Source organism: Streptomyces sp. NPDC111520, assembly GCF_055635295.1.
Map to the genome: position 1 here is coordinate 23628 of NZ_JBVKBW010000026.1, position 18619 is coordinate 42246.

Consider the following 18619-nt stretch of genomic DNA (forward strand, 5'->3'; position numbering starts at 1 on the left):
CCCGTTCCGCGCATGGTGCCAAGCCCCGGTGACGTTCCGGGTTCACCGGTATTTCCCCGTTGTTACACGGTTCGCCCGGGCTACACCTGCGCGTAGGACAGACGCTGCTCCGGTTCCGCCCCGGCGGCCGGGGCGGGGGCCGGGGCGGGCCTGCGCAGGTATACGGCCCAGGTGACCGCGAAACAGACGGCGTACACGGCCAGGAAGGTGACGAAGGCCGGGGTGCCGGTGCCCCGGCTGAGGAAGGACTGCCGGAAGGCGAGGTTGATGCCGAGGCCGCCGAGCGCGCCGACGGCCCCGATCAGGCCCATCGCGGCGCCGGACAGCCGGCGTGCCCAGGAGGCCGCGGCCTCGCCGGTCAGGCCCATGGCGGCGGCCTTGGCGGCGTAGATGCCCGGGATCATCTTGTACGTCGAGCCGTTGCCGAGGCCGGTCAGCAGGAACAGGGCGACGAAGGCGACGGAGAACAGCACCAGGGACCTCTGGGCCGAGGCGAGGACGATCACGGCGGTGGCGGCCGCCATCGCCAGGAAGTTCCACAGCGTGATCCGGGCGCCGCCGTAAGCGTCGGCGAGCCGTCCGCCGACCGGGCGGAACAGCGAGCCGAGCAGCGGGCCGACGAAGGTGACGGCGGCGGCCTGCAGCGGGGTGCGGTCGAACTGGCTCTGCAGGACGAGCCCGAAGGCGAAGCTGTAGCCGATGAAGGAGCCGAAGGTGCCGACGTAGAGCAGGGACATGATCCAGGTGTGGCCGTCCTTCACCGCCAGGGCGGCCGCCCCGGTGTCGTTCCGTACGGGCGCCAGGTTGTCCATGAACAGGGCCGCGAGCGTGGCGGCGACCACGACGAGCGGGATGTAGACGGCGAGCAGCAGCCGCGGGTGGCCGGCGCCCGCCGTGCCGATGACGAGCAGGCCGACCAGCTGGACGACGGGCACGCCGATGTTGCCGCCGCCGGCGTTGATGCCGAGCGCCCAGCCCTTCCGCCGCAGCGGGAAGAAGGAGTTGATGTTGGTCATGGAGGAGGCGAAGTTGCCGCCGCCGACCCCGGTCAGCGCGGCGACGGCGAGGAAGGTGCCGTAGGAGGTGCCGGGCTCCATGACGACCGCGGCGGCGGTCGTCGGCAGCAGCAGCATGAGCGCGCTGACGACGGTCCAGTTGCGGCCGCCGAAGCGCGCGACGGCGAAGGTGTACGGGACGCGGACCACCGAGCCGACCGCCGTGGCCGTGGCGACCAGGAAGAACTTCCCGGCGGGGTCGATGCCGTACTCCGGGCCCATGAAGAGCACCATGACCGACCACAGCGTCCAGACCGAGAAGCCCACGTGCTCGGACAGCACGGAGAAGAGCAGGTTCCGGTGCGCGACCCGGCGGCCGCCGGCCTCCCAGGACGCCTCGTCCTCCGGGTCCCACCGCTCGATCCAGCGGCCGCCCTTGCGTGCTGTGGTGCTCGCGGCAGTCATGACGCCTCCAGGCCCTGATGTCGCTCGTCGGGTGATGCCCACGACGGTAGGAACGGCGCGTTTCCGCCCGATGGCCCGAGGTGACCGCCACGCAACCTTGCTCTCACCCGGTGCGCGGGCGCCCTGTGAGCCCCGGGGGCGCCATGACGCGGGCGTCCGCCTCCGGCAGCCACGCGCCGTCCGGCGGGGTGAGCCAGTCGCCCTCGCCGGCGAGCCGGCGCGCGGCGGAGAGCAGGGCGTCCAGCCCCGGGTGGCGCAACCCGCGGCGCCACACCACGGAGACCGGCGCGAGCGGTACGGGGCCGGTGAGGGGGCGCAGGACGAAGCCGGGCAGGTCGATGAACTCGGTGCTGGCCAGGACGGGCCAACGGTGCTTGCGCACGAGGCGGACGAACTCCTCCGGGCCGTCGATGGCGGGGAAGGGGGCGGCCACGGAGATGCCGCGGCCCCGGAAGAGGCGGTGGGCGAGGTCCGTCCACTCGGCGGTGTCCGGGTTGCCGGCGGCGGCGTAGAGGGACTCCCCGGCGAGGCGGTCGAGCGGCACCTCGGCGAGCGGGGCCAGCCGGTGGCCACCGGGGAGCAGGACGGCCATCCGCTCGTAGCGGACCGGCCGGTGCTCCAGCCGGTCCAGCACCTCGGGGGCCAGGCCGGCCGCGCGGCCGAAGGAGACGTCCAGGCGGCCGGCGAGGATCTCCGCGGCGGCGCCGGTGAGCCCGCTGTGGAAGCGCGCGGTCAGTTCGAGTTCGGGCGCGCCGGCCCGCGCGGCGGTCAGCACCCGGTGGCCGGTGCCCACGGGCGCGCCGGTGTCGACGAGCAGCGGGCGGCCGGCGGGCGCGAAGGCGGCGGCCAGTTCGTCGTGGGCGGCGAGCACGCGCCGGGCGTACGGCAGCAGCCGCTCCCCCTCGGTGGTCAGCCGCACCGAGCGGGTCGTACGCACGAACAACTCGGCGCGCAGTTCGCGCTCCAGGCGCCGGACGTCCCGGCTCAGTGCCTGCTGCGCGACGTGGAGGCGGGCGGCGGCCTGGGTGAAGTGCAGTTCCTCCGCGACGGCGGTGAAGGCCCTCAGCAGGCGCGGGTCGATGGCGTGCGGCATCCGCCCATTGAACACGTCCGCCACTCACAACCGGTACGCGTCAATCGCTCCTGATCAGGTGTTGGACCGCGTCCGGCGCGAACCGCGAGGGTGGTCGCATGACCGCGAGCGCCCTCGCCGCCCCCTACCGGCGGCTCTTCGCCCTGCCCGGCACCCGGGCCTTCACCGCCGGGAACCTCCTGGCCCGGCTCCCGATGGGGATGTTCGGGGTCGGCGCGGTCGTCATGATCGCCGCCGGGTACGGCTCGTACGCGCTGGCCGGGGCGGTCACCGCCACCAGGCTCGCCGCCACGGCGGTGGTGGCTCCCTGGACCGCCCGCCTGACCGACCGGCACGGCCAGGCCCGGGTGGCCGTGCCGGCCGCGGGGCTCGCCGCGCTGGGCTCGCTCGCGCTGGTGGTGTGCGTACGGCTGCACGCCCCGGCCTGGACGCTGTTCGCCGCCTACGCCGCCACCGCGACGACGCCGAACACCGGCGGCATGGCGCGGGCCCGCTGGGCGCACCTGTACCGGGACGACGAGCGGGCCCGGCACGTCGCCAACTCCTTCGAACAGGCCGCGGACGAGGTCTGCTTCATGCTCGGCCCGGTCCTCGCGGCCTTCCTGTGCACCGCGCTGTTCCCCGAGGCCGCCACGCTGACGGGCGCGCTGCTGCTCTTCACCGGCATCCTGCTCTTCGCCGCGCAGCGCGGCACCGAGCCCCCGCCCGTGCCGCGGCGGACCGAGGGAGCGCCGGCCGGGGCGGGGCGGACCGCGGTGCCGGCGGTGCTGCTGACGTTCCTGGCGACGGGCGCCGTCTTCGGCGCCCTGGAGGTCACCACGATCGCCTTCGCCGACGCCCGCGGTCACCGCGGCGCCGCCGGGGCGGTGCTCGCCCTCCAGGCGGCGGGTTCCTGCGCGGCGGGCCTGCTGTACGGGCTGCGCCGCCCCCGGGGCACCGTCGGCGGCCGCTTCGCCGCGAGCGTCGCGCTGATGGCCGTCCTCATGCTCGGCCCGCTGCCCGCGGCGGCCCTCGGCGGCCTGTGGCTGCTGGCCCCCGCGCTGCTGCTGGCGGGCATGGCCACCGCGCCCACGATGATCAACGGGATGGCCCTGATCCAGCGGCGGGTCCCGCCGGGCCGCCTCAACGAGGGGATGACGCTCGCCGTCACGGCCCTGCTGGGCGGCATCGCCTCCGGCTCCTTCGCCGCGGGGTCCGTCGTGGAGCACCGGGGCGCGGTGACGGCGTACGCGATACCGGCGCTCGCCGCGGCCACCGCCGCACTCGTCGCGACGGTCTCCCTGCGGGCGGCCCGACACCGGACCTGACGTCGTCGGTGGCACCTCGGGCTATGCGGAAGACCGGTGCCCCCTGTGACGCCGGGCCGCTTCCCGTCCCGGACCCACCCGGAAACAACGGAAGGCGATGCCTGCCGCGCAGTGCGCGGCAGGCATCGCCTTCCGTTGGGTCAGTGGAGATGGCGGGAATCGAACCCGCGTCCTGTGGTGCGGAACCAGGGCTTCTCCGAGCGCAGTCCGCTGTGCTTTTCTCGGCCCCGGCAGTCACGCGGACAAGCCGCCGACGGGCCCAGCCACTGTTTGGTTTCCCACCGAGCCCCGTGGCCGGGCCCAGTGGTTTAGTCCCCTAGCTGATGCCAGGATCCGGGTCGGGAACAGCCCCGGGCTGACACTCCGCGGAGTCTTCGGCTAGCTGCTAATTAGGCAGCGAGCGCGAAGGCGGAGGAATCGCTCTTGTTATTGGCGATTATTGTTTTCGGCATATGGTTTACGAGATCATTGCCGCTTCCTCGGCTCGCTTCCCCTGCTTCGACATCCCCAGTCGAAACCGATCATCCCCATGTTGATTTTTCAAACTGCTCACCGGGCGGTCACCGTCCGGTGGTGCTGGTGCCATCGTACGTGACCAACGCGCACGGTGGCCAGCGCATTCCCGCGCGGGCGGCGCGGGCCCGCACTCACTCCCCGCGCTGCCGGCGGCGCGCCGCCGAGATGGCCCGGTCGGTCTCGCGGCGGTCCTGCTTCTCGCGCAGGGTCTGCCGCTTGTCGTAGTCCTTCTTGCCCTTGGCCAGCGCGATCTCGACCTTCGCCCGGCCGTCCTTGAAGTACAGGGCGAGCGGCACGATCGTGTGACCGGTCTCCTGCGACTTCTGGAAGAGCTTCTCGATCTCCGCACGGTGCAGCAGCATTTTGCGCTTGCGCCGCGCCGAGTGGTTCGTCCACGTCCCCTGGGTGTACTCGGGGATGTGCACGTTGTGCAGCCACGCCTCGCCGTCGTCGAGCTGGCCGAAGCCGTCGACCAGGGAGGCGCGTCCCTGGCGCAGCGACTTCACCTCGGTGCCGGTGAGCACCAGGCCCGCCTCGTAGGTGTCGAGGATGTGGTAGTCGTGCCGCGCCTTCTTGTTCTGCGCGATCAGCTTGCGACCCGTTTCCTTTGCCATAGCGCGGCCATTCTCGCACCTCGGCGCGGCCCGGGGTACCGGTTTGCGCGCCGGTCAGCGGGCCGGCGCGCCCAGGCCGTCCAGCACGTCGAGCGCCTCGGACTCGGCGTCCTCGCCGCCGGTGACCGCGAGGTCGGGCTCGATCCCCCGGCCGTCCACCCGGCGGCCCGCCGGCAGCCGGTAGTGGCCGACGGTGAGCTCGGCCACCGAGCCGTCCGACAGCCGGCTGGGCATCTGCACCGAGCCCTTGCCGAAGGTGCGGGAGCCCACGACGACGGCACGGCCGCGGTCCTGGAGGGCGCCGGCGAGCAGTTCGGCCGCGCTCATCGTGCCGCCGTCGACGAGCACGACGAGCGGGGTCTCGGTGTCACCGGCGTCGTCGGCGTACAGCGCCTGCTGCCTGCCGTGGACGTCGTACGTGGCGACCAGGCCGCCGTCCAGGAGCGCGGAGGCCACCCCGACGGCCTCGGTGACCAGGCCGCCGGAGTTGCCGCGCAGGTCCAGGAGTATGCCCTCGTGCCCCGGCCGGCCGGCCAGGGCGGTACGGACCTGCTCGGCGACGCCCTTGGTGAAGGCGTCCGCCGTGACGACGGTGGCGCCGCCGGGGACGTGCCGCACCCGTACGGACTCCGTCGGCAGCAGGGCGCGCCGCGGGGAGACCTCCCAGGAACGCGTGCCGCGCCGCAGGCCCAGCGCGACCGGCGTGCCGGCGGCGTCGGAACCGCGCAGCCGGGCGACCACCTCGGTGACGGGACGGCCGGTGACCTCGGTGCCGTCGATGCTCGTCAGCCGGTCCCCGGCGTGCACGCCGGCCCGGGCCGCGGGGCTGCCGGACTGGACGCGGTCGATGCCGATGCGGCCGTCCTCGGTGCGCCGCACCCACAGGCCGACCCCCACGTACCGGCCGTCCAGGGACTGCTGGAAGCCCTCGTACTCCTGGGCCGTGTAGAAGGAGGACCAGCGGTCGCCGCTCCGGCTGACCAGGGCCTCCGCGGCCTGCGGGCCGACCTTGCCCTCCGCGATCGCCTCGGCGATCTCGTCGGTGTCGGCGACCGTGCCGGCCGGGATACGGGAGTGCGGCGGCGTCCGCCGGTCCCCGCCGAGGTCCCCGAAGGAACCCGCCGCCGCGCCGGTCGCCAGGACCGCGCCGAAGACCAGCGTCAGCGCCGCGGCGCGGCACAGCCGGCGTGGTCTCCCGGGCGGACAGTGGCTCAGCACGTCGGGCAGTCTAGGCGAGAAGGGGGCGCTGTACGGAAAGTTGGCCGTACAGCGCCCTTGGCGCACATCAGACCTTGAGGTATTTGCGCAGCGCGATCAGGGCCGCCAGCGCGGGCATCAGCATGCCCACCACCAGCACCAGCGGCAGCACCTGCGCCACCTCGCCCCAGCCGAGGAAGTTGATCAGCGGCACCTTGGTCTGGAGCGACAGGCCGTGGTCGATCAGGAAGTAGCGGCCGACGAGGAGCATCAGGCACGCCAGGCCACCGCCGACCAGACCGGCGAACGCGGCCTCCATGATGAACGGCATCTGGATGTAGAAGCTGGACGCGCCGACCAGCCGCATGATCCCGGTCTCACGGCGCCGGCTGAAGGCCGACACGCGCACCGTGTTGACGATCAGCATCATCGCCACCGCGAGCATGAACGCCAGCACCACGAGCGCGGCCAGCGTCATGCCGTTGAGCAGCCCGAACAGGTTGTCCAGCAGGGCCTTCTGGTCCTGCACCTCCTGGACGCCGGGGCGGCCCTGGAAGGCGCTCGCGACGACCTGGAACTTCGTCGGGTCCTTGAGCTTGACCCGGAACGACTCCTGCATCTGGTCCGGGGTGAGCGAGTCGGCCAGCGGCGAGTCGGAGAACTGCTCCTTGTAGTGCTTGTAGGCGTCCTCCGCGCTCTCGTGGAAGTACTTGTCCACCAGCGGCAGCGCCTTGAGCTGCTTCTCGACGTCCTGCTTCTGCTCCTCGGTGACGGCACCCTTGGTGCAGTTGGGGTCGGTCTTGGCGTCGTTCTTGTTGCAGAGGAAGATCGACACCTGGACCTTGTCGTACCAGTACCCCTTCATGGAGTCGACCTGCTCGCGGGCGAGCCACGAGCCGCCGGCGAGCGCGAGCGAGAGGGCCACGGAGACGATGACCGCGAAGGTCATGGTGAGGTTGCGCCGGAGGCCGACGCCGATCTCCGAGAGCACGAACTGGGCGCGCATGTTGTCCTTTCAGAAGGCTGCGGTGTGCAGGGCGGGGCCCAGGCTCAGTGCTGGTAGCCGTAGACGCCGCGGGACTGGTCGCGGACCAGTCGCCCCTTCTCGAGCTCGATGACGCGCTTGCGCATCTGGTCGACGATGTTCTGGTCGTGGGTGGCCATCACCACGGTGGTGCCGGTGCGGTTGATGCGGTCCAGCAGCCGCATGATGCCCACGGAGGTCTGCGGGTCGAGGTTTCCCGTGGGCTCGTCCGCGATCAGCAGCATCGGGCGGTTGACGAACGCCCGGGCGATCGCCACGCGCTGCTGCTCACCACCGGAGAGCTCGCCCGGCATGCGGTCCTCCTTGCCGCCGAGGCCGACGAGGTCCAGCACCTCGGGGACCGTCTTGCGGATGGTGCCGCGCGGCTTGCCGATCACCTCGAGGGCGAACGCCACGTTCTCCGCGACCGTCTTGTTGGGCAGCAGGCGGAAGTCCTGGAAGACGGTGCCCAGCTGGCGGCGCATCTGCGGCACCTTCCAGTTGGACAGCCGCGCGAGGTCCTTGCCGAGGACGTGCACCATGCCGGTGTCCGTCCGCTCCTCTCGCAGGATCAGCCGCAGGAAGGTCGACTTCCCGGAGCCGGAGGAGCCCACCAGGAAGACGAATTCACCCTTCTCGATTTCCAGCGACACGTCCCGAAGTGCGGGACGGTTCTGCCGGGGGTAGGTCTTGGTGACGTTGTCGAATCGGATCACGGTCGCACTCCGGATACAGGGGATCGGAGGCGACCTTACGCGAACGGCCGCGACCCGCGCAGTCCGCGGTCCGGGATGACGGGTTTATTCACCGACCACCGGGGGACAAAGCAGGCATTGGCCACATGGGTCACTCTTCGGAGTCGCGGGAATCGCGCGGGGCGCGCCGAGTGCCCCGGGAACTGGCACAGTGGTCGGGGGGCTCGGGAACGTACCGCCCCTGTCGCGCGTTGTTCATGGAGCGGCCGTCGGGCCGCCTGGGAGGAGGCGACGGCATGACAGTCGACCGACTGGTGTGCGCCAACTGCGCCGGCCCCGTCAGCGAGGGCCGCTGTGCGGTCTGCCGCGCCCACCGCGCCCGCATGCAGCAGGAGAACCCCTTCGCGGCCATCTCCCCGGCGGCTCTGATCGCGCTGCTGGTGGCACTGCTCGCGGTGGTGTGGGTGGTGCACGAGGCCGCCGCGTAGCGCGGGGTACACATACGGCGAACACAGGGGCCCGCGGCGCACGGCGCTGCGGGCCCCTGTGGCGTTCCCGGGCCTCCAGTGGACGGGCGCGGGCCCGCCCCGCATGCGGCGCATGCGGTGCGGGCCCATGGTGCGCGCCGGCGTCCGGGCGCGGACCTCAGACGGCGGTGTTGCGGCCGCCGCCGACCAGGCGCGGCATCAGGCGGAAGCCGACACCGCCCGCGATCATCGTGGCGGCACCGACCAGCAGGAACAGGCTGTCGCCGGCACCGGTCTCGGCCAGCTCCTCCGTGGTGTCACCCTGGGTGACGACCTCGCTGCTGCCGGCGTTGTCGGTGTTGGTGTTGTCGGCGCAGGTCACGCTGTCCCCGTCGAGGGTGCAGGTCGTGCCGTCCCCGTCCGAGCCGCCGGCGCCGTTGCCGCCGTTCCCGTTGCCGCCGTCGTCACCGCCGGGGTTGGTCGGCTCGCCCGGGTTGGTGGGCTCGTCGGTCGGGTCCGTCGGGTTGGTGGGCTCGTCCGTCGGGTCCGTCGGGTCGGTCGGCTCGTCGGTCGGGTCCGTCGGATTCGTGGGCTCGTCCGTCGGGTCCGTCGGGTCGGTCGGCTCGTCCGTCGGGTCGGTCGGATTCGTGGGCTCGTCCGTCGGGTCCGTCGGGTCGGTCGGCTCGTCCGTCGGGTCGGTCGGATTCGTGGGCTCGTCCGTCGGACCGCCGTCGACACCCGAGATGTCGTTCTCGTCGTCACCGAGGTTGACGCTGACGCCGACCTGGGCCTCGCCGGCGCTCAGGCCGATGTCCAGGCCGACGGCCTGTGCGGCGCCGGCGGCCGTCAGCGAGGCACCGCCCGCGATCACCGCGGCGGCGGCTATACGTGCCACCCGCAACCGTGTGTTCTTCATGCTCATCTGGCAACTACCCCCAGTAGCTTCTCGTCAGTGGAGCAGCGTCACAGGGGGAGCGTCCTGCGGGGCGGTGCACGTTCAAGGCCGGGGCGTGAGCCACCGGCCGCGCTCGCCCCCGTTCGCTCACGCCCCAGTCATACGCATGCCGCGCATCACGATTCCCAGATTTCACAGCGTCGTCAAGGGCGTTCCAAGCTCAATGCCGGAATTGGCTGACTATGCCACCCACTTGCTTATGGGGCTGTGACCCAAAACGCACAACTGCCACCCATGGGGCGGCAGTTGTGAGGATCCTGCGCAGGTGACGTCACGTCAGACCCGGGCGCCCTGCTCCTGCTGCTTGCGCCAGCGGATGCCCGCCTCGAGGAAGCCGTCGATGTCGCCGTCGAGGACGCCCTGGGGGTTGCCGACCTCGAACTCCGTCCGCAGGTCCTTGACCATCTGGTACGGGTGGAGGACGTAGGAACGCATCTGGTTGCCCCAGGAGTTGCCGCCGTCGCCCTTGAGGGCGTCCATCTTGGCCTGCTCCTCCTGGCGGCGCCGCTCCAGCAGCTTGGCCTGCAGCACGTTCATCGCGCTCGCCTTGTTCTGGATCTGGGAGCGCTCGTTCTGGCAGGAGACCACGATGCCGGTCGGGATGTGGGTGATCCGGACCGCGGAGTCGGTGGTGTTGACGCCCTGGCCGCCGGGGCCGGAGGCGCGGTAGACGTCGATCCGCAGCTCGGTCTCGTCGATCTCGACGTGGTCGCTCTGCTCGACGACCGGCAGCACCTCGACGCCCGCGAAGGAGGTCTGGCGGCGGCCCTGGTTGTCGAAGGGCGAGATGCGCACCAGCCGGTGGGTGCCCTGCTCGACCGAGAGGGTGCCGTAGGCGTACGGCGCCTTCACCACGAAGGTGGTGGACTTGATGCCGGCCTCTTCCGCGAACGAGGTCTCGTAGATCTCAGTCGGGTAGCCGTGCCGCTCGGACCAGCGCAGGTACATCCGCTGCAGCTGCTCCGCGAAGTCGGCGGCGTCGACGCCGCCCGCCTCGGCGCGGATGTTGACCAGCGCCTCGCGGGCGTCGTACTCGCCGGACAGGAGGGTGCGGACCTCCATCTCGTCCAGCGCCTTGCGCACCGACTCCAGCTCGCTCTCGGCCTCGGCGCGGGTGTCCGCGTCGTCCTCGGCCTCGGCGAGCTCGAAGAGCACCCCGAGGTCGTCGATGCGACCGCGCAGCCCCTCGGCCTTGCGGACCTCGGCCTGCAGGTGCGACAGCTTGCTGGTGATCTTCTGCGCCGCCTCGGGGTCGTCCCACAGCGAGGGCGCGGCCGCCTGCTCCTCGAGCACGGCGATGTCGGCCCTCAGCTTGTCGAGGTCCAGAACGGCCTCGATCGAGGCCATGGTCGACGAGAGGGACTTGAGCTCTTCGGATACATCCAGGACTGCCACGTCCCCCAGCGTACCGGCACGCCGCGGATTGCCGCTCCGGTGAGCCGGGGAGGGCCGGCCGGCGGCCGGTGCACCCCGCGCGGCTCAGGCCGGGACGGGGGCCGAGGCGTGGGCGAGCGTGCCGTCGGCACGCCGGAGGTAGAGGGTCAGGGTGTCGTCCGCCGTGGTCAGCCCGGGGTGGGAGGGGGTACTGGCGGAGAGCGGGACCGGCGTCCAGGTGCCGCCGTCGAGGACGGCGGCGGCCAGGGCCCCGTCGTCGGCGGGGGCGAGGACGAAGAGCCGGCCCCCGGACACGGCGGGCTCGGGGCGGCCCGTGGCGTCGAGTCCGGCGACGATCTCGGAGGGCCGCCAGGCGCCGTTCACGTACGGCAGCCGCAGCACCGCGCCGTCGGCCTTGCGCACGGCGAAGGCGTCGAGGGTGCCGGGCGCCGCCGAGACCAGGCCGGGGGCGGCGGTGACCCGGCCCGCGGTGGGGACCAGCGCCCAGGCGTTCCAGCGGCCGTCGACCCAGGAGGAGGTGACGAGGTCACCGCCGGAGCAGCCGAGGAGGTCGATCCGCCCCGGGGCGGAGGACGCGGCGGCGGGGGTCGTGGTGAACCGGGCGGGCTGGTCCACCTGGTACCAGTCGCCCCAGGCGCCGCCGCTGAGGGTGCGGCGGTAGACCCGGTGGTCGGTGCCGAGGGCGAAGACGTCCAGCTGCCCGGGGCGTGAGGAGACGACCGAGGGGTCGTCGGCGACGCTTATCCCGGTGAGCCGGTGCCAGGTGCCGGAGACCAGGTACCAGACGTTCTTGTCGCTGCCCCGGCTGAAGACGTACGTCGTCCCGGAGACGGAGATCGCCCGGGGCCCGCCGAGCGGGTGGACGTCGCGGTCCGGGAAGCGGGGCAGCGCCGTGTAGCCGGACCAGCGCAGCGCGGCCTCCTGCGCGGTGCCCGCCGGGGTGCTCACCGCGCCCTGCGGGGAGGCGGCGGCGCCGGTGGGGGCGGTCGGGGTGGTCGAGGCCGGCCCGGACGGCTTGTCCTCGCGGCTGGTGGAGCCGCCGTCGTCGTCGGAGCCGGAGGCCGCGATCGCCCAGCCGCCGAGGCCGACGACCAGCACGGCGGCCGCCGCGGCGCCGATCTTGACGCGGCGGCGCTGCAGCGCGTCGGGGACGGCGCGGTGGCGGTGCCGGGGGCGCTGTCCGGGCACCGCGGAGGGCCCGCCGACGGCCAGTTCCTCCGCGGTGGGCAGCTTGATGCTGGTGTGCGTGTCGCGCGTCGAGTCCGGTGCGGAGCCGCGGACCAGGGGCACGGCGCCGCGCGGCCGGCCGGCCGGCGGGTCGTACGGCTCGGCGGCGGAACCGGGGTCCCGGTCGTACTCCTCCTCGCCGTGCTGATCGCCGGGGGCGTCCACCTCCAGCGCGGGCAGCCCGGCGAGGGCGGGCAGCAGCTCGCGCAGCCGGGCGCCGACCTCGGCCGCCCTCAGCCGGGAGGCGGGGGCCTTGGCGAGGCACTGGGACAGCAGTTGCCACAGCTCGTCGGGCAGGTCGGGCAGCGGCGCGACCGACTCGGTGACGTGCCGGCGCAGCACCGCGCCGGGGTGGCCGCCGCCGAACGGGGTGAAGCCGGCGAGCAGTTCGTACAGGACGGTGGCGAGGGCGTAGATGTCGACGGAGGCGCGCGGCGGCAGGCCCTCGATGATCTCCGGGGCCAGGTAGTCGGGGGTGCCGATGATGCGGGTGGCCCGGGTCCTGCGCGGGGAGTCGACCAGCCGCGCGATGCCGAAGTCGGTGAGGAGCGCCGGGGGCGCGCCGCCCGGTCCGGGCGGGGCGGCGGAGTCCAGCAGGACGTTCTCCGGCTTGACGTCGCGGTGGACGACGCCCGCGGCGTGGGCGGCGGCCAGGCCGTCCGCGACGTCCGCGGTGATGGAGACGGCCGCCTCGGGGGTGAGCCGGCGTTCGCGCTCCAGCCGGGAGCGCAGGTCGGTGCCGCGGACCAGGTCCATGACGAGCGCGAGGTCGGAGCCGTCGACCACCAGGTCGCGGATGCCGACGATGTGCGGGTGGTGGAGCGCCAGCAGGGCCGTGCGCTCCTGGACGAAGCGGCCGACGAGGTCCTGGTCGGAGGCGAGGTCCTCGCGCAGCAGCTTGATGGCGACCGGGCCCTCGGGGCCCTCGCCCAGCCACACCGTGCCCGCGGAACCCCGCCCCAGCACCTGGTGCGCGGTGTACCGGCTGCCGATCTTGCGTCCCAAGGCTGCTCCGACTCCTCCGAGGTGCCGTCGTGTTGGCGACAAAGCTACGCGGATGCGAGCCGGTTGGGGGAACCTGCGGGGGGTGAGTGCGGCTTCTCCGGGAGAAATCACCCTCCAGAAGTCGACAAATCACCAACACCGGCCCCGCGGGGAGGTGACGGTGGGCCAGCCGTGGTTGACGGCAACGGCGCGGCCGCCGGTACGGCGCGGGCGGTGCCCGGCGCCGTGCTCGCGCGCGCTCCGTCCCCGTGGCCGGGGCGTGTCGTCAACCGGGCTCCCCCGGCTACCGCTGGAAGGTGCTCCCAGGCGCGGTGCGTCGCAAGAGGGAGGGCCGTCCTCGCCCCCGGCCGAAGGCGGGGGGCGGGCATGTGACGACTCGGCCCTGCTAGGGGGTGGTGCCGGAGGAACCGCCCGAGGAGCCGCCGAGCTCCGAGACCCAGTCCCAGAAGTTCTGGACGCCGCTGCTGACGGTGCCCCACAGGCTCTTGCCCGTGTCCAGCCACTCCGGGACGGGGGTCAGGTACCAGACGAGCACGACGATCACGATCAGCACGATGATCATCGTGAAGCAGCCCTTGAGGCACCCCAGGCCCGGGATCTTCATGGGGTTGGCGCCGCGCTGCCGCGGCTCGCGGCGCGGGGCGGGCTCAGGCGCCGCCGGGCGCTGGGGCTCGTACCGCTGGTGCTGCGGCTGCTCGTAGCGCGGCGCGGGCTGCGGCCGCGGCGCGTACTGCTGGGGCTGGGGCTGCGGTTGCTGCTGGGCGTACTGCTGCGGGTGCGGCTGCGGCGCGTAGGCGGGCTGCGCCGGCTGCCGGTACTGGGGCTGCTGCGGCCGCTGCTGGTACCCCTGCGGGGGCTGCGGCGGTTGTTGCGGTTGCTGGGCGGCCTGCCGGCGCGGCCTGCGGCGCAGCGGGTCCTGCTCCGGGTCGAGGTACTGGATCTCGGTCTGCTCGGCGCGCGCACGGGCGCGGTTGAGCTGCGACTCCCACGGGTGCGGGCCCTGCGGGGCGCCGGACTCCGGCGTCCCGTCCGGCACCGGCGGCATCACGCGGGTGCCGTCGCCGGCCCCGACCGGTGCCGAGCCGCCCGGGATCACCCGGGTCGCGTCGGCGGCGCCGCCCGAGGAGGCGGGCAGCACACTGGTGGCGGCATTCGGGTCGTACGCGTCGTACCCGCCGGCGGGCGCCCGGTTCGGCAGCACCTGGGTGGGGTCCGCGGTGCCCGGCGGGACGAGCGGGGTGTCCGGGACGGTGGCCGGGGACGGGTCCGGGGCGAGCAGCGCGGCGACGCCGAGCGCCGCCTCGGACTGCGCCGGGGAGGAGTGCACGCCGACGCCCGCGGCGACCACGCGCAGGGCACGCGCCAGGTTCTCCGCGCTGGGCCGCTCGCCCGGCTCCTTGCGCAGGCAGCGCTCTATGACCGTCCACAGCGGCTCGGGCACGGTGGAGGGACGGCGCGGCTCCTGGCTCAGGTGCTGCTGCAGCACCTCCAGCGCGCTCTCGCCCCTGAACGGCGGGCGGCCGGTGACCAGTTCGTAGAGCAGGATGCCGGCGCCGTAGATGTCCACGGCCGAGGTCTGCGGACGGCCCTGGGCCGACTCCGGCGCTATGTAGGCGGGCGTGCCGACGAACTCGTGGGTGCGGGTGACGCCGGGTGAGTCCGCCAGCCGGGCGATGCCGAAGTCGGTCAGCATCGGGTGCATCTGCTGGGTGCCGTCCGGGCCCGTGACGGTGGCGAGCAGGACGTTGGCGGGCTTCAGGTCGCGGTGGACGACGCCGTCGGCGTGGCTGGCGGCCAGCGCGTCGGCCACGGCGGCGGTCAGCAGGGCGGCGCCGACCGGCGAGAACGGGCCGTTCTCGCGCAGGTGTCGGTAGAGGTCGGGACCGTCGACCAGATCCATCACCAGGGCGAGCAGCTCGCCTTCCACCACCAGGTCGCGGACCCGGACGATGTGCGGGTGGCGCAGCCGCATCAGGACCGAGCGCTCCCGGAGGAAGCGCATGACGATGTCGGGGTCGCTCGCCAGCTCTTCCTTGAGCACCTTGATCGCGACGGTCTCGCCGGTGTCCCGCACATGGGACCGCCACACGGTGCCCGTGGCTCCGCGCCCGAGCGGCTCCACCAGTTCGTATTTGCTGCCTACCGGCCGCACGTTCGCGCTCCCTGGATCTTGGCCTGGTCCGTGGCCTGTTTCGCCCACTGTAGTGCCGCCACGTGGGAGCGGGGCTGCGTTCCGGTACGGGGCGGGTGTGGGGTTAGGACGCGGAGTACGGTCGTTTGGTTGCTCTTTCCGCCCAAAGCCGACCATTCAAGATCGCAAAGGTGGGCACCGGCGGCGAGCTGTCGGCGGCGAGTGGGAGGATGCCTGTCGCGGATCGCACTTCGCCGGGCGGGCTGGGCCTGCCGGGCAAGGGGAGGCAACCGTTCCGCTCTTGTACGTGTCGACGTCCCGGGCAGGGCGGCGGGTGGGGTCGGGGGCCCGCGCCGCGGCGGATCCGGGCAGAAGGGACCGTGGACGGAGATGCAGATCCGGCTGACCGTTCTCGGGCCGCGCGGCGGCCGCGCGGCGCGCTCCTGCGACGTGCTGGTCACCGCGCCCGCGGGCACACCCCTCAGTGCGGTGGCCGGCGCCCTGGCGTCCGGCTCGGGCGGCTCGGGGCAGCCCGCGCGGGCCGGCAAGTCCACGCCGCCGCTCTACGCGGGCGCCGAGCGGCTGGACCCGGCGACCGCCGTCCTCGGGGTTCCGCCGCTGCTCGACGGCGCGGTGCTGTCGCTGCACGCCCCCGCCGACGGGCACGAGGGCGGCAGCCCGACGGCCGCCGCCCGGCTGCACGTGGTCGGCGGCCCCGACGCGGGCGGGGTCCACCTGCTGCAGGGCGGACGGATCCGGGTCGGCCGCTCCGCCGACGCGGACGTGCCGCTGGACGACCCCGACGTCTCCCGGCTGCACTGCGCCGTCACCGTGGACGGCGAGGGCCGGGTCACCGTCGCCGACCTCGGCTCCACCAACGGCACCTTCCTGGACGGCGCTCCCGTGGGCGAGCGCGCGGTCCCCCTCCCCGCCGGCGCGCTGCTGCGGATCGGCGAGTCGACCCTCCGACTGGAGCCGGCGCCCCCCGGCTCGACGGTGCCCCCGCCGCCCGCCTCCGTCCCCGCCGTCCCCGACGCCGAGGGGCACCTCCAGGTGGCCCTCCCCCCGACCTCCTGGCCCGAGACGGGCCGCGTGGCGACCTGGCGTCCCGCCCGGCCCGACGACGGCGCCGCGCAGCGGACCGCCCCGCGCGAGGCGGCGCCCGCCGACGGCGCGACGACCGCCGGCACCGGGTCCGGGAGCGTCGGCGCGGACGCCGGCCCCGCGCCCGCGCCCGGGGAGGACCGGGCGGAGGCCGCCGCGGGCACCCCGGCCCGGCGGGACACCCCGCAGCGCGGGCTGTCCGAGCAGACCCGCGCCGTCGAGCCGCCCCAGGGCCGGCGCGGCGGCACCCGGATGGCCGGCGCGATAGGGGACTGGGCCAGGCGCCTGACCACCGGACGCGGCGCCCCGGACGCCGACGGGTCCGAGGGCGGCGGGACCCCGTACGACCGGGCCGACGCCGCCGCGCTGCGCGAGCGCTGGCCCGACCCGGCGGCGGTCCTGCTCACCGCCCTCGGGCCGGGACCGCGGCTGTGGGAGCGCGCCCCCGGCCACCCCGACCTGCTCACGGTCCGGCTCGGCACCGCCGACCTGACCGCGGAGGACGGCTTCCGGACGCTGCCCGCCGTGCCGTTCACCGTCGACCTGCGCGACCCGCACACCCAGGTGCTCGGCCTCACCGGACCGCGCCCCCGGCTGTCCGGGCTGGCCCGGGCGGTGATCGCCCAGCTGTGCGCCCTGCACGCGCCCGGCGTGCTGGAGGTCGTGCTGATCAGCGCCGACCGCTCCCGTCCCGCCGAGCAACGGGCCGAGGAGTGGGGCTGGCTGTACTGGCTGCCGCATCTGCGCCCGGCCCACGGCCAGGACTGCCGGCTGCTCACGGCCTCCGACCGCGAACAGGCCGAGGCCCGGATCGCCGAGGTGGTCCGCCGCATCGAGGAGGGCCCGCTCGGCCCGGGCTGGGCGACGGCGACCCCCGAGGAGGTAGCCGAGGCCGCGGCACGCCGCGAGGGCCCGTACACCCTGCTGGTGGTGGACGGCGACCCCGGCTCGGCCTACCTGCGCGAGGCCGCCGACCGCATCGCGGCCGCCGGGCCGTCGGTCGGGGTGCACCTGCTGTGCCTGGCCGAGAGCCCGGAGCGGCTGGCCGCCCGATGCGGCGCCATCGCCGTGCTGGAGGGCGACGTCGCGACGACGCTGCGGATGGAACCGCAGGGCCCCGGCCACATGACGATGGAGGCGGTGTCGGCGGCCTGGGCCGAGCGTTTCGCGCGGGCCCTCGCCCCGCTGCGCGAAGGCGACTCCGCGCCGCGCCGTACGCGTTCGGCGCTGCCGCCCACGGCCCGGCTCCTGGACGAGCTGGACCTGGCGCTCGCCACCCCGGCGAAGATCTCCACCCGCTGGGCCGCACTCACCCCCTCCGGCGGTGCCGCCGCGGCCGTCCTGGGCGCCGGGCCGGAGGGCCGGATCCTGGTCGACCTGGTCGCCGAGGGGCCGCACCTGCTCGTCGGCGGCGCGGCGGGCTCCGGCAAGACGGAGCTGCTGCGTTCGGTGGCCGCCGCGCTGTCCGCGGGCGAGCGTCCGGACCGGCTGGCCCTCGTCCTCGTCGACGGCGCCGGGGCGGAGCGCGGCGAGGGACTGCGCAGCTGCACCGACCTGCCGCACGTCTCCACCTACCTGTCCGCCACCGACCCGGTGCGGATGCGCGAGTTCGCGCAGGCGCTCTCGGCGGAGCTGAAGCGCCGTGACGACCTGCTGGACGGTTCGGACTTCGCGCAGTGGCACGAACGCCGCCGGCTGCCCGTCGTGCCACGGCAGGCCGAGCCGGGCCACGCCCCGGCCGCCGCCGTCGCGGCGGACCCGCAGGTGCGCGGCGCGGTGCGGGTGCGGACCCGCACCACGGAGCCGCTGCCCCGGCTGGTCGTCGTGGTCGACGACTTCGACGCCCTGGTCGCCCCCGCCCTCGGCAGTCCCGGCCGGCCCGCCGCGGGTTCGGTGGTGCGCGCCCTGGAGGCCGTGGCGCGCGACGGCGAACGGCTCGGCGTCCACCTGGTCGCCGCGACCGGCCGCCCCGAGCGCACCTCGGGCACCGACGCCGACGACGCGGCGCGGCTGCGGATCGCGCTGCGCACCGAGGAGCCGGAGTCGGCCGCGCTGCTGGTCGCCGTCGAGGAGCCGGCGACCGTCGACGACGCGCTGCCTGGCCGCGGTTACCTGCGCCGGCCGGACGGGGCGGTCACCGCCTTCCAGGCCGGCCGGGTCAGTGGCCGGATCCCCCGGACGGCGACCCTGCGGCCGACGGTGGTCCCGCTGGAGTGGGACCGCATGGGCGACCCGCCGACCCGCCGGCCGGTGCGCGAACTGGGCAACGGCCCCACCGACCTCGCCCTGCTGGCCAGTGCCCTGCAGCGTGCCGCGGAGTCCGCGGCGGCCGATCCGGTGCCGCCGCTGCTCTGATCCGTCCCGGTCCCGTACGCCGGTCCGAACGGCCGGTCACATGACGGTCACGATCCAACCGCCGTGCGCTGAGG

General features: G+C 74.2%; 13 protein-coding genes, 1 other RNA gene and 1 pseudogene. 3 read left to right on the forward strand and 12 right to left on the reverse strand.

The genetic code is table 11. The features are described 5' to 3' along the window. Positions 1-80: 80 nt before the first annotated feature. On the reverse strand, positions 81-1460 hold the full coding sequence (locus tag ACZ7MY_RS38140) for a nitrate/nitrite transporter (protein WP_499609624.1): 1380 nt from the start codon (positions 1458-1460) through the stop codon (positions 81-83). 103 nt (positions 1461-1563) lie between these two features. Beyond that, entirely contained in the window at positions 1564-2553 is a 990-nt protein-coding gene (locus tag ACZ7MY_RS38145; protein WP_499609627.1) for a LysR family transcriptional regulator, read from the reverse strand. 98 nt (positions 2554-2651) lie between these two features. On the opposite strand from ACZ7MY_RS38145, the gene ACZ7MY_RS38150 reads away from it, so the two are divergent. Further along, positions 2652-3860, forward strand: coding sequence for an MFS transporter (locus ACZ7MY_RS38150; protein WP_499609629.1), 1209 nt, complete (start codon positions 2652-2654; stop codon positions 3858-3860). A 141-nt stretch (positions 3861-4001) separates the two neighbouring features. Here ACZ7MY_RS38150 and ssrA read toward each other — a convergent pair. The 5 genes from ssrA to ftsE form a co-directional block, all read right to left on the reverse strand. After that, positions 4002-4389: a transfer-messenger RNA gene (gene ssrA, locus ACZ7MY_RS38155) on the reverse strand. A gap of 118 nt (positions 4390-4507) precedes the next feature. Beyond that, positions 4508-4990, reverse strand: coding sequence for an SsrA-binding protein SmpB (smpB, locus tag ACZ7MY_RS38160; RefSeq protein WP_499609632.1), 483 nt, complete (start codon positions 4988-4990; stop codon positions 4508-4510). A 54-nt stretch (positions 4991-5044) separates the two neighbouring features. Further along, entirely contained in the window at positions 5045-6208 is a 1164-nt protein-coding gene (locus ACZ7MY_RS38165; RefSeq protein WP_499609634.1) for a S41 family peptidase, read from the reverse strand. Between the two features lie 67 nt (positions 6209-6275). Next, complete coding sequence (gene ftsX, locus ACZ7MY_RS38170; RefSeq protein WP_018564090.1) at positions 6276-7193, reverse strand: permease-like cell division protein FtsX; 918 nt, start codon at positions 7191-7193, stop codon at positions 6276-6278. 44 nt (positions 7194-7237) lie between these two features. Beyond that, positions 7238-7927: a cell division ATP-binding protein FtsE gene (ftsE, locus tag ACZ7MY_RS38175; RefSeq protein ID WP_018564091.1), complete on the reverse strand. Its 690-nt coding sequence runs from the start codon at positions 7925-7927 to the stop codon at positions 7238-7240. 275 nt (positions 7928-8202) lie between these two features. Here ftsE and ACZ7MY_RS38180 point away from each other — a divergent pair, with 275 nt between their 5' ends. Then, positions 8203-8394 carry a hypothetical protein gene (locus ACZ7MY_RS38180; RefSeq protein WP_499609638.1) on the forward strand — a complete coding sequence of 64 codons (192 nt, stop codon included), beginning with the start codon at positions 8203-8205 and terminating at the stop codon, positions 8392-8394. A gap of 157 nt (positions 8395-8551) precedes the next feature. Here ACZ7MY_RS38180 and ACZ7MY_RS38185 read toward each other — a convergent pair whose 3' ends face one another. The 5 genes and pseudogenes from ACZ7MY_RS38185 to ACZ7MY_RS38205 all read right to left on the reverse strand — a co-directional run bounded on the left by ACZ7MY_RS38185 (position 8552) and on the right by ACZ7MY_RS38205 (position 15107). Continuing rightward, complete coding sequence (locus ACZ7MY_RS38185; RefSeq protein WP_499609640.1) at positions 8552-9295, reverse strand: hypothetical protein; 744 nt, start codon at positions 9293-9295, stop codon at positions 8552-8554. Positions 9296-9604: 309 nt separating this feature from the next. Then, positions 9605-10723, reverse strand: a complete 1119-nt coding sequence (prfB, locus tag ACZ7MY_RS38190) for a peptide chain release factor 2 (RefSeq protein WP_499609643.1) — start codon at positions 10721-10723, stop codon at positions 9605-9607. 84 nt (positions 10724-10807) lie between these two features. Then, complete coding sequence (locus ACZ7MY_RS38195) at positions 10808-11671, reverse strand: DUF8189 domain-containing protein (RefSeq protein WP_499609714.1); 864 nt, start codon at positions 11669-11671, stop codon at positions 10808-10810. A 54-nt stretch (positions 11672-11725) separates the two neighbouring features. Continuing rightward, positions 11726-12955, reverse strand: a pseudogene (locus tag ACZ7MY_RS38200) (serine/threonine-protein kinase); the annotation flags it as partial. Positions 12956-13340: 385 nt separating this feature from the next. After that, on the reverse strand, positions 13341-15107 hold the full coding sequence (locus tag ACZ7MY_RS38205) for a serine/threonine-protein kinase (RefSeq protein ID WP_499609646.1): 1767 nt from the start codon (positions 15105-15107) through the stop codon (positions 13341-13343). A 369-nt stretch (positions 15108-15476) separates the two neighbouring features. Here ACZ7MY_RS38205 and ACZ7MY_RS38210 point away from each other — a divergent pair, with 369 nt between their 5' ends. After that, the gene (locus ACZ7MY_RS38210) at positions 15477-18545 is read left to right on the forward strand and encodes an FtsK/SpoIIIE domain-containing protein (protein WP_499609648.1); all 3069 of its coding nucleotides are present in this window, start codon (positions 15477-15479) and stop codon (positions 18543-18545) included. Positions 18546-18619 lie beyond the last annotated feature (74 nt).

Bases quoted from the DNA above. Each gene is read 5' to 3' on its own strand.
- ACZ7MY_RS38140 (WP_499609624.1), bottom strand. From the start codon at position 1,460: ATGACTGCCGCGAGCACCACAGCACGCAAGGGCGGCCGCTGGATCGAG.
- ACZ7MY_RS38145 (WP_499609627.1), bottom strand. From the start codon at position 2,553: ATGCCGCACGCCATCGACCCGCGCCTGCTGAGGGCCTTCACCGCCGTC.
- ACZ7MY_RS38150 (WP_499609629.1), top strand. From the start codon at position 2,652: ATGACCGCGAGCGCCCTCGCCGCCCCCTACCGGCGGCTCTTCGCCCTG.
- smpB (WP_499609632.1), bottom strand. From the start codon at position 4,990: ATGGCAAAGGAAACGGGTCGCAAGCTGATCGCGCAGAACAAGAAGGCG.
- ftsX (WP_018564090.1), bottom strand. From the start codon at position 7,193: ATGCGCGCCCAGTTCGTGCTCTCGGAGATCGGCGTCGGCCTCCGGCGC.
- ACZ7MY_RS38180 (WP_499609638.1), top strand. From the start codon at position 8,203: ATGACAGTCGACCGACTGGTGTGCGCCAACTGCGCCGGCCCCGTCAGC.
- ACZ7MY_RS38185 (WP_499609640.1), bottom strand. From the start codon at position 9,295: ATGAGCATGAAGAACACACGGTTGCGGGTGGCACGTATAGCCGCCGCC.
- ACZ7MY_RS38210 (WP_499609648.1), top strand. From the start codon at position 15,477: ATGCAGATCCGGCTGACCGTTCTCGGGCCGCGCGGCGGCCGCGCGGCG.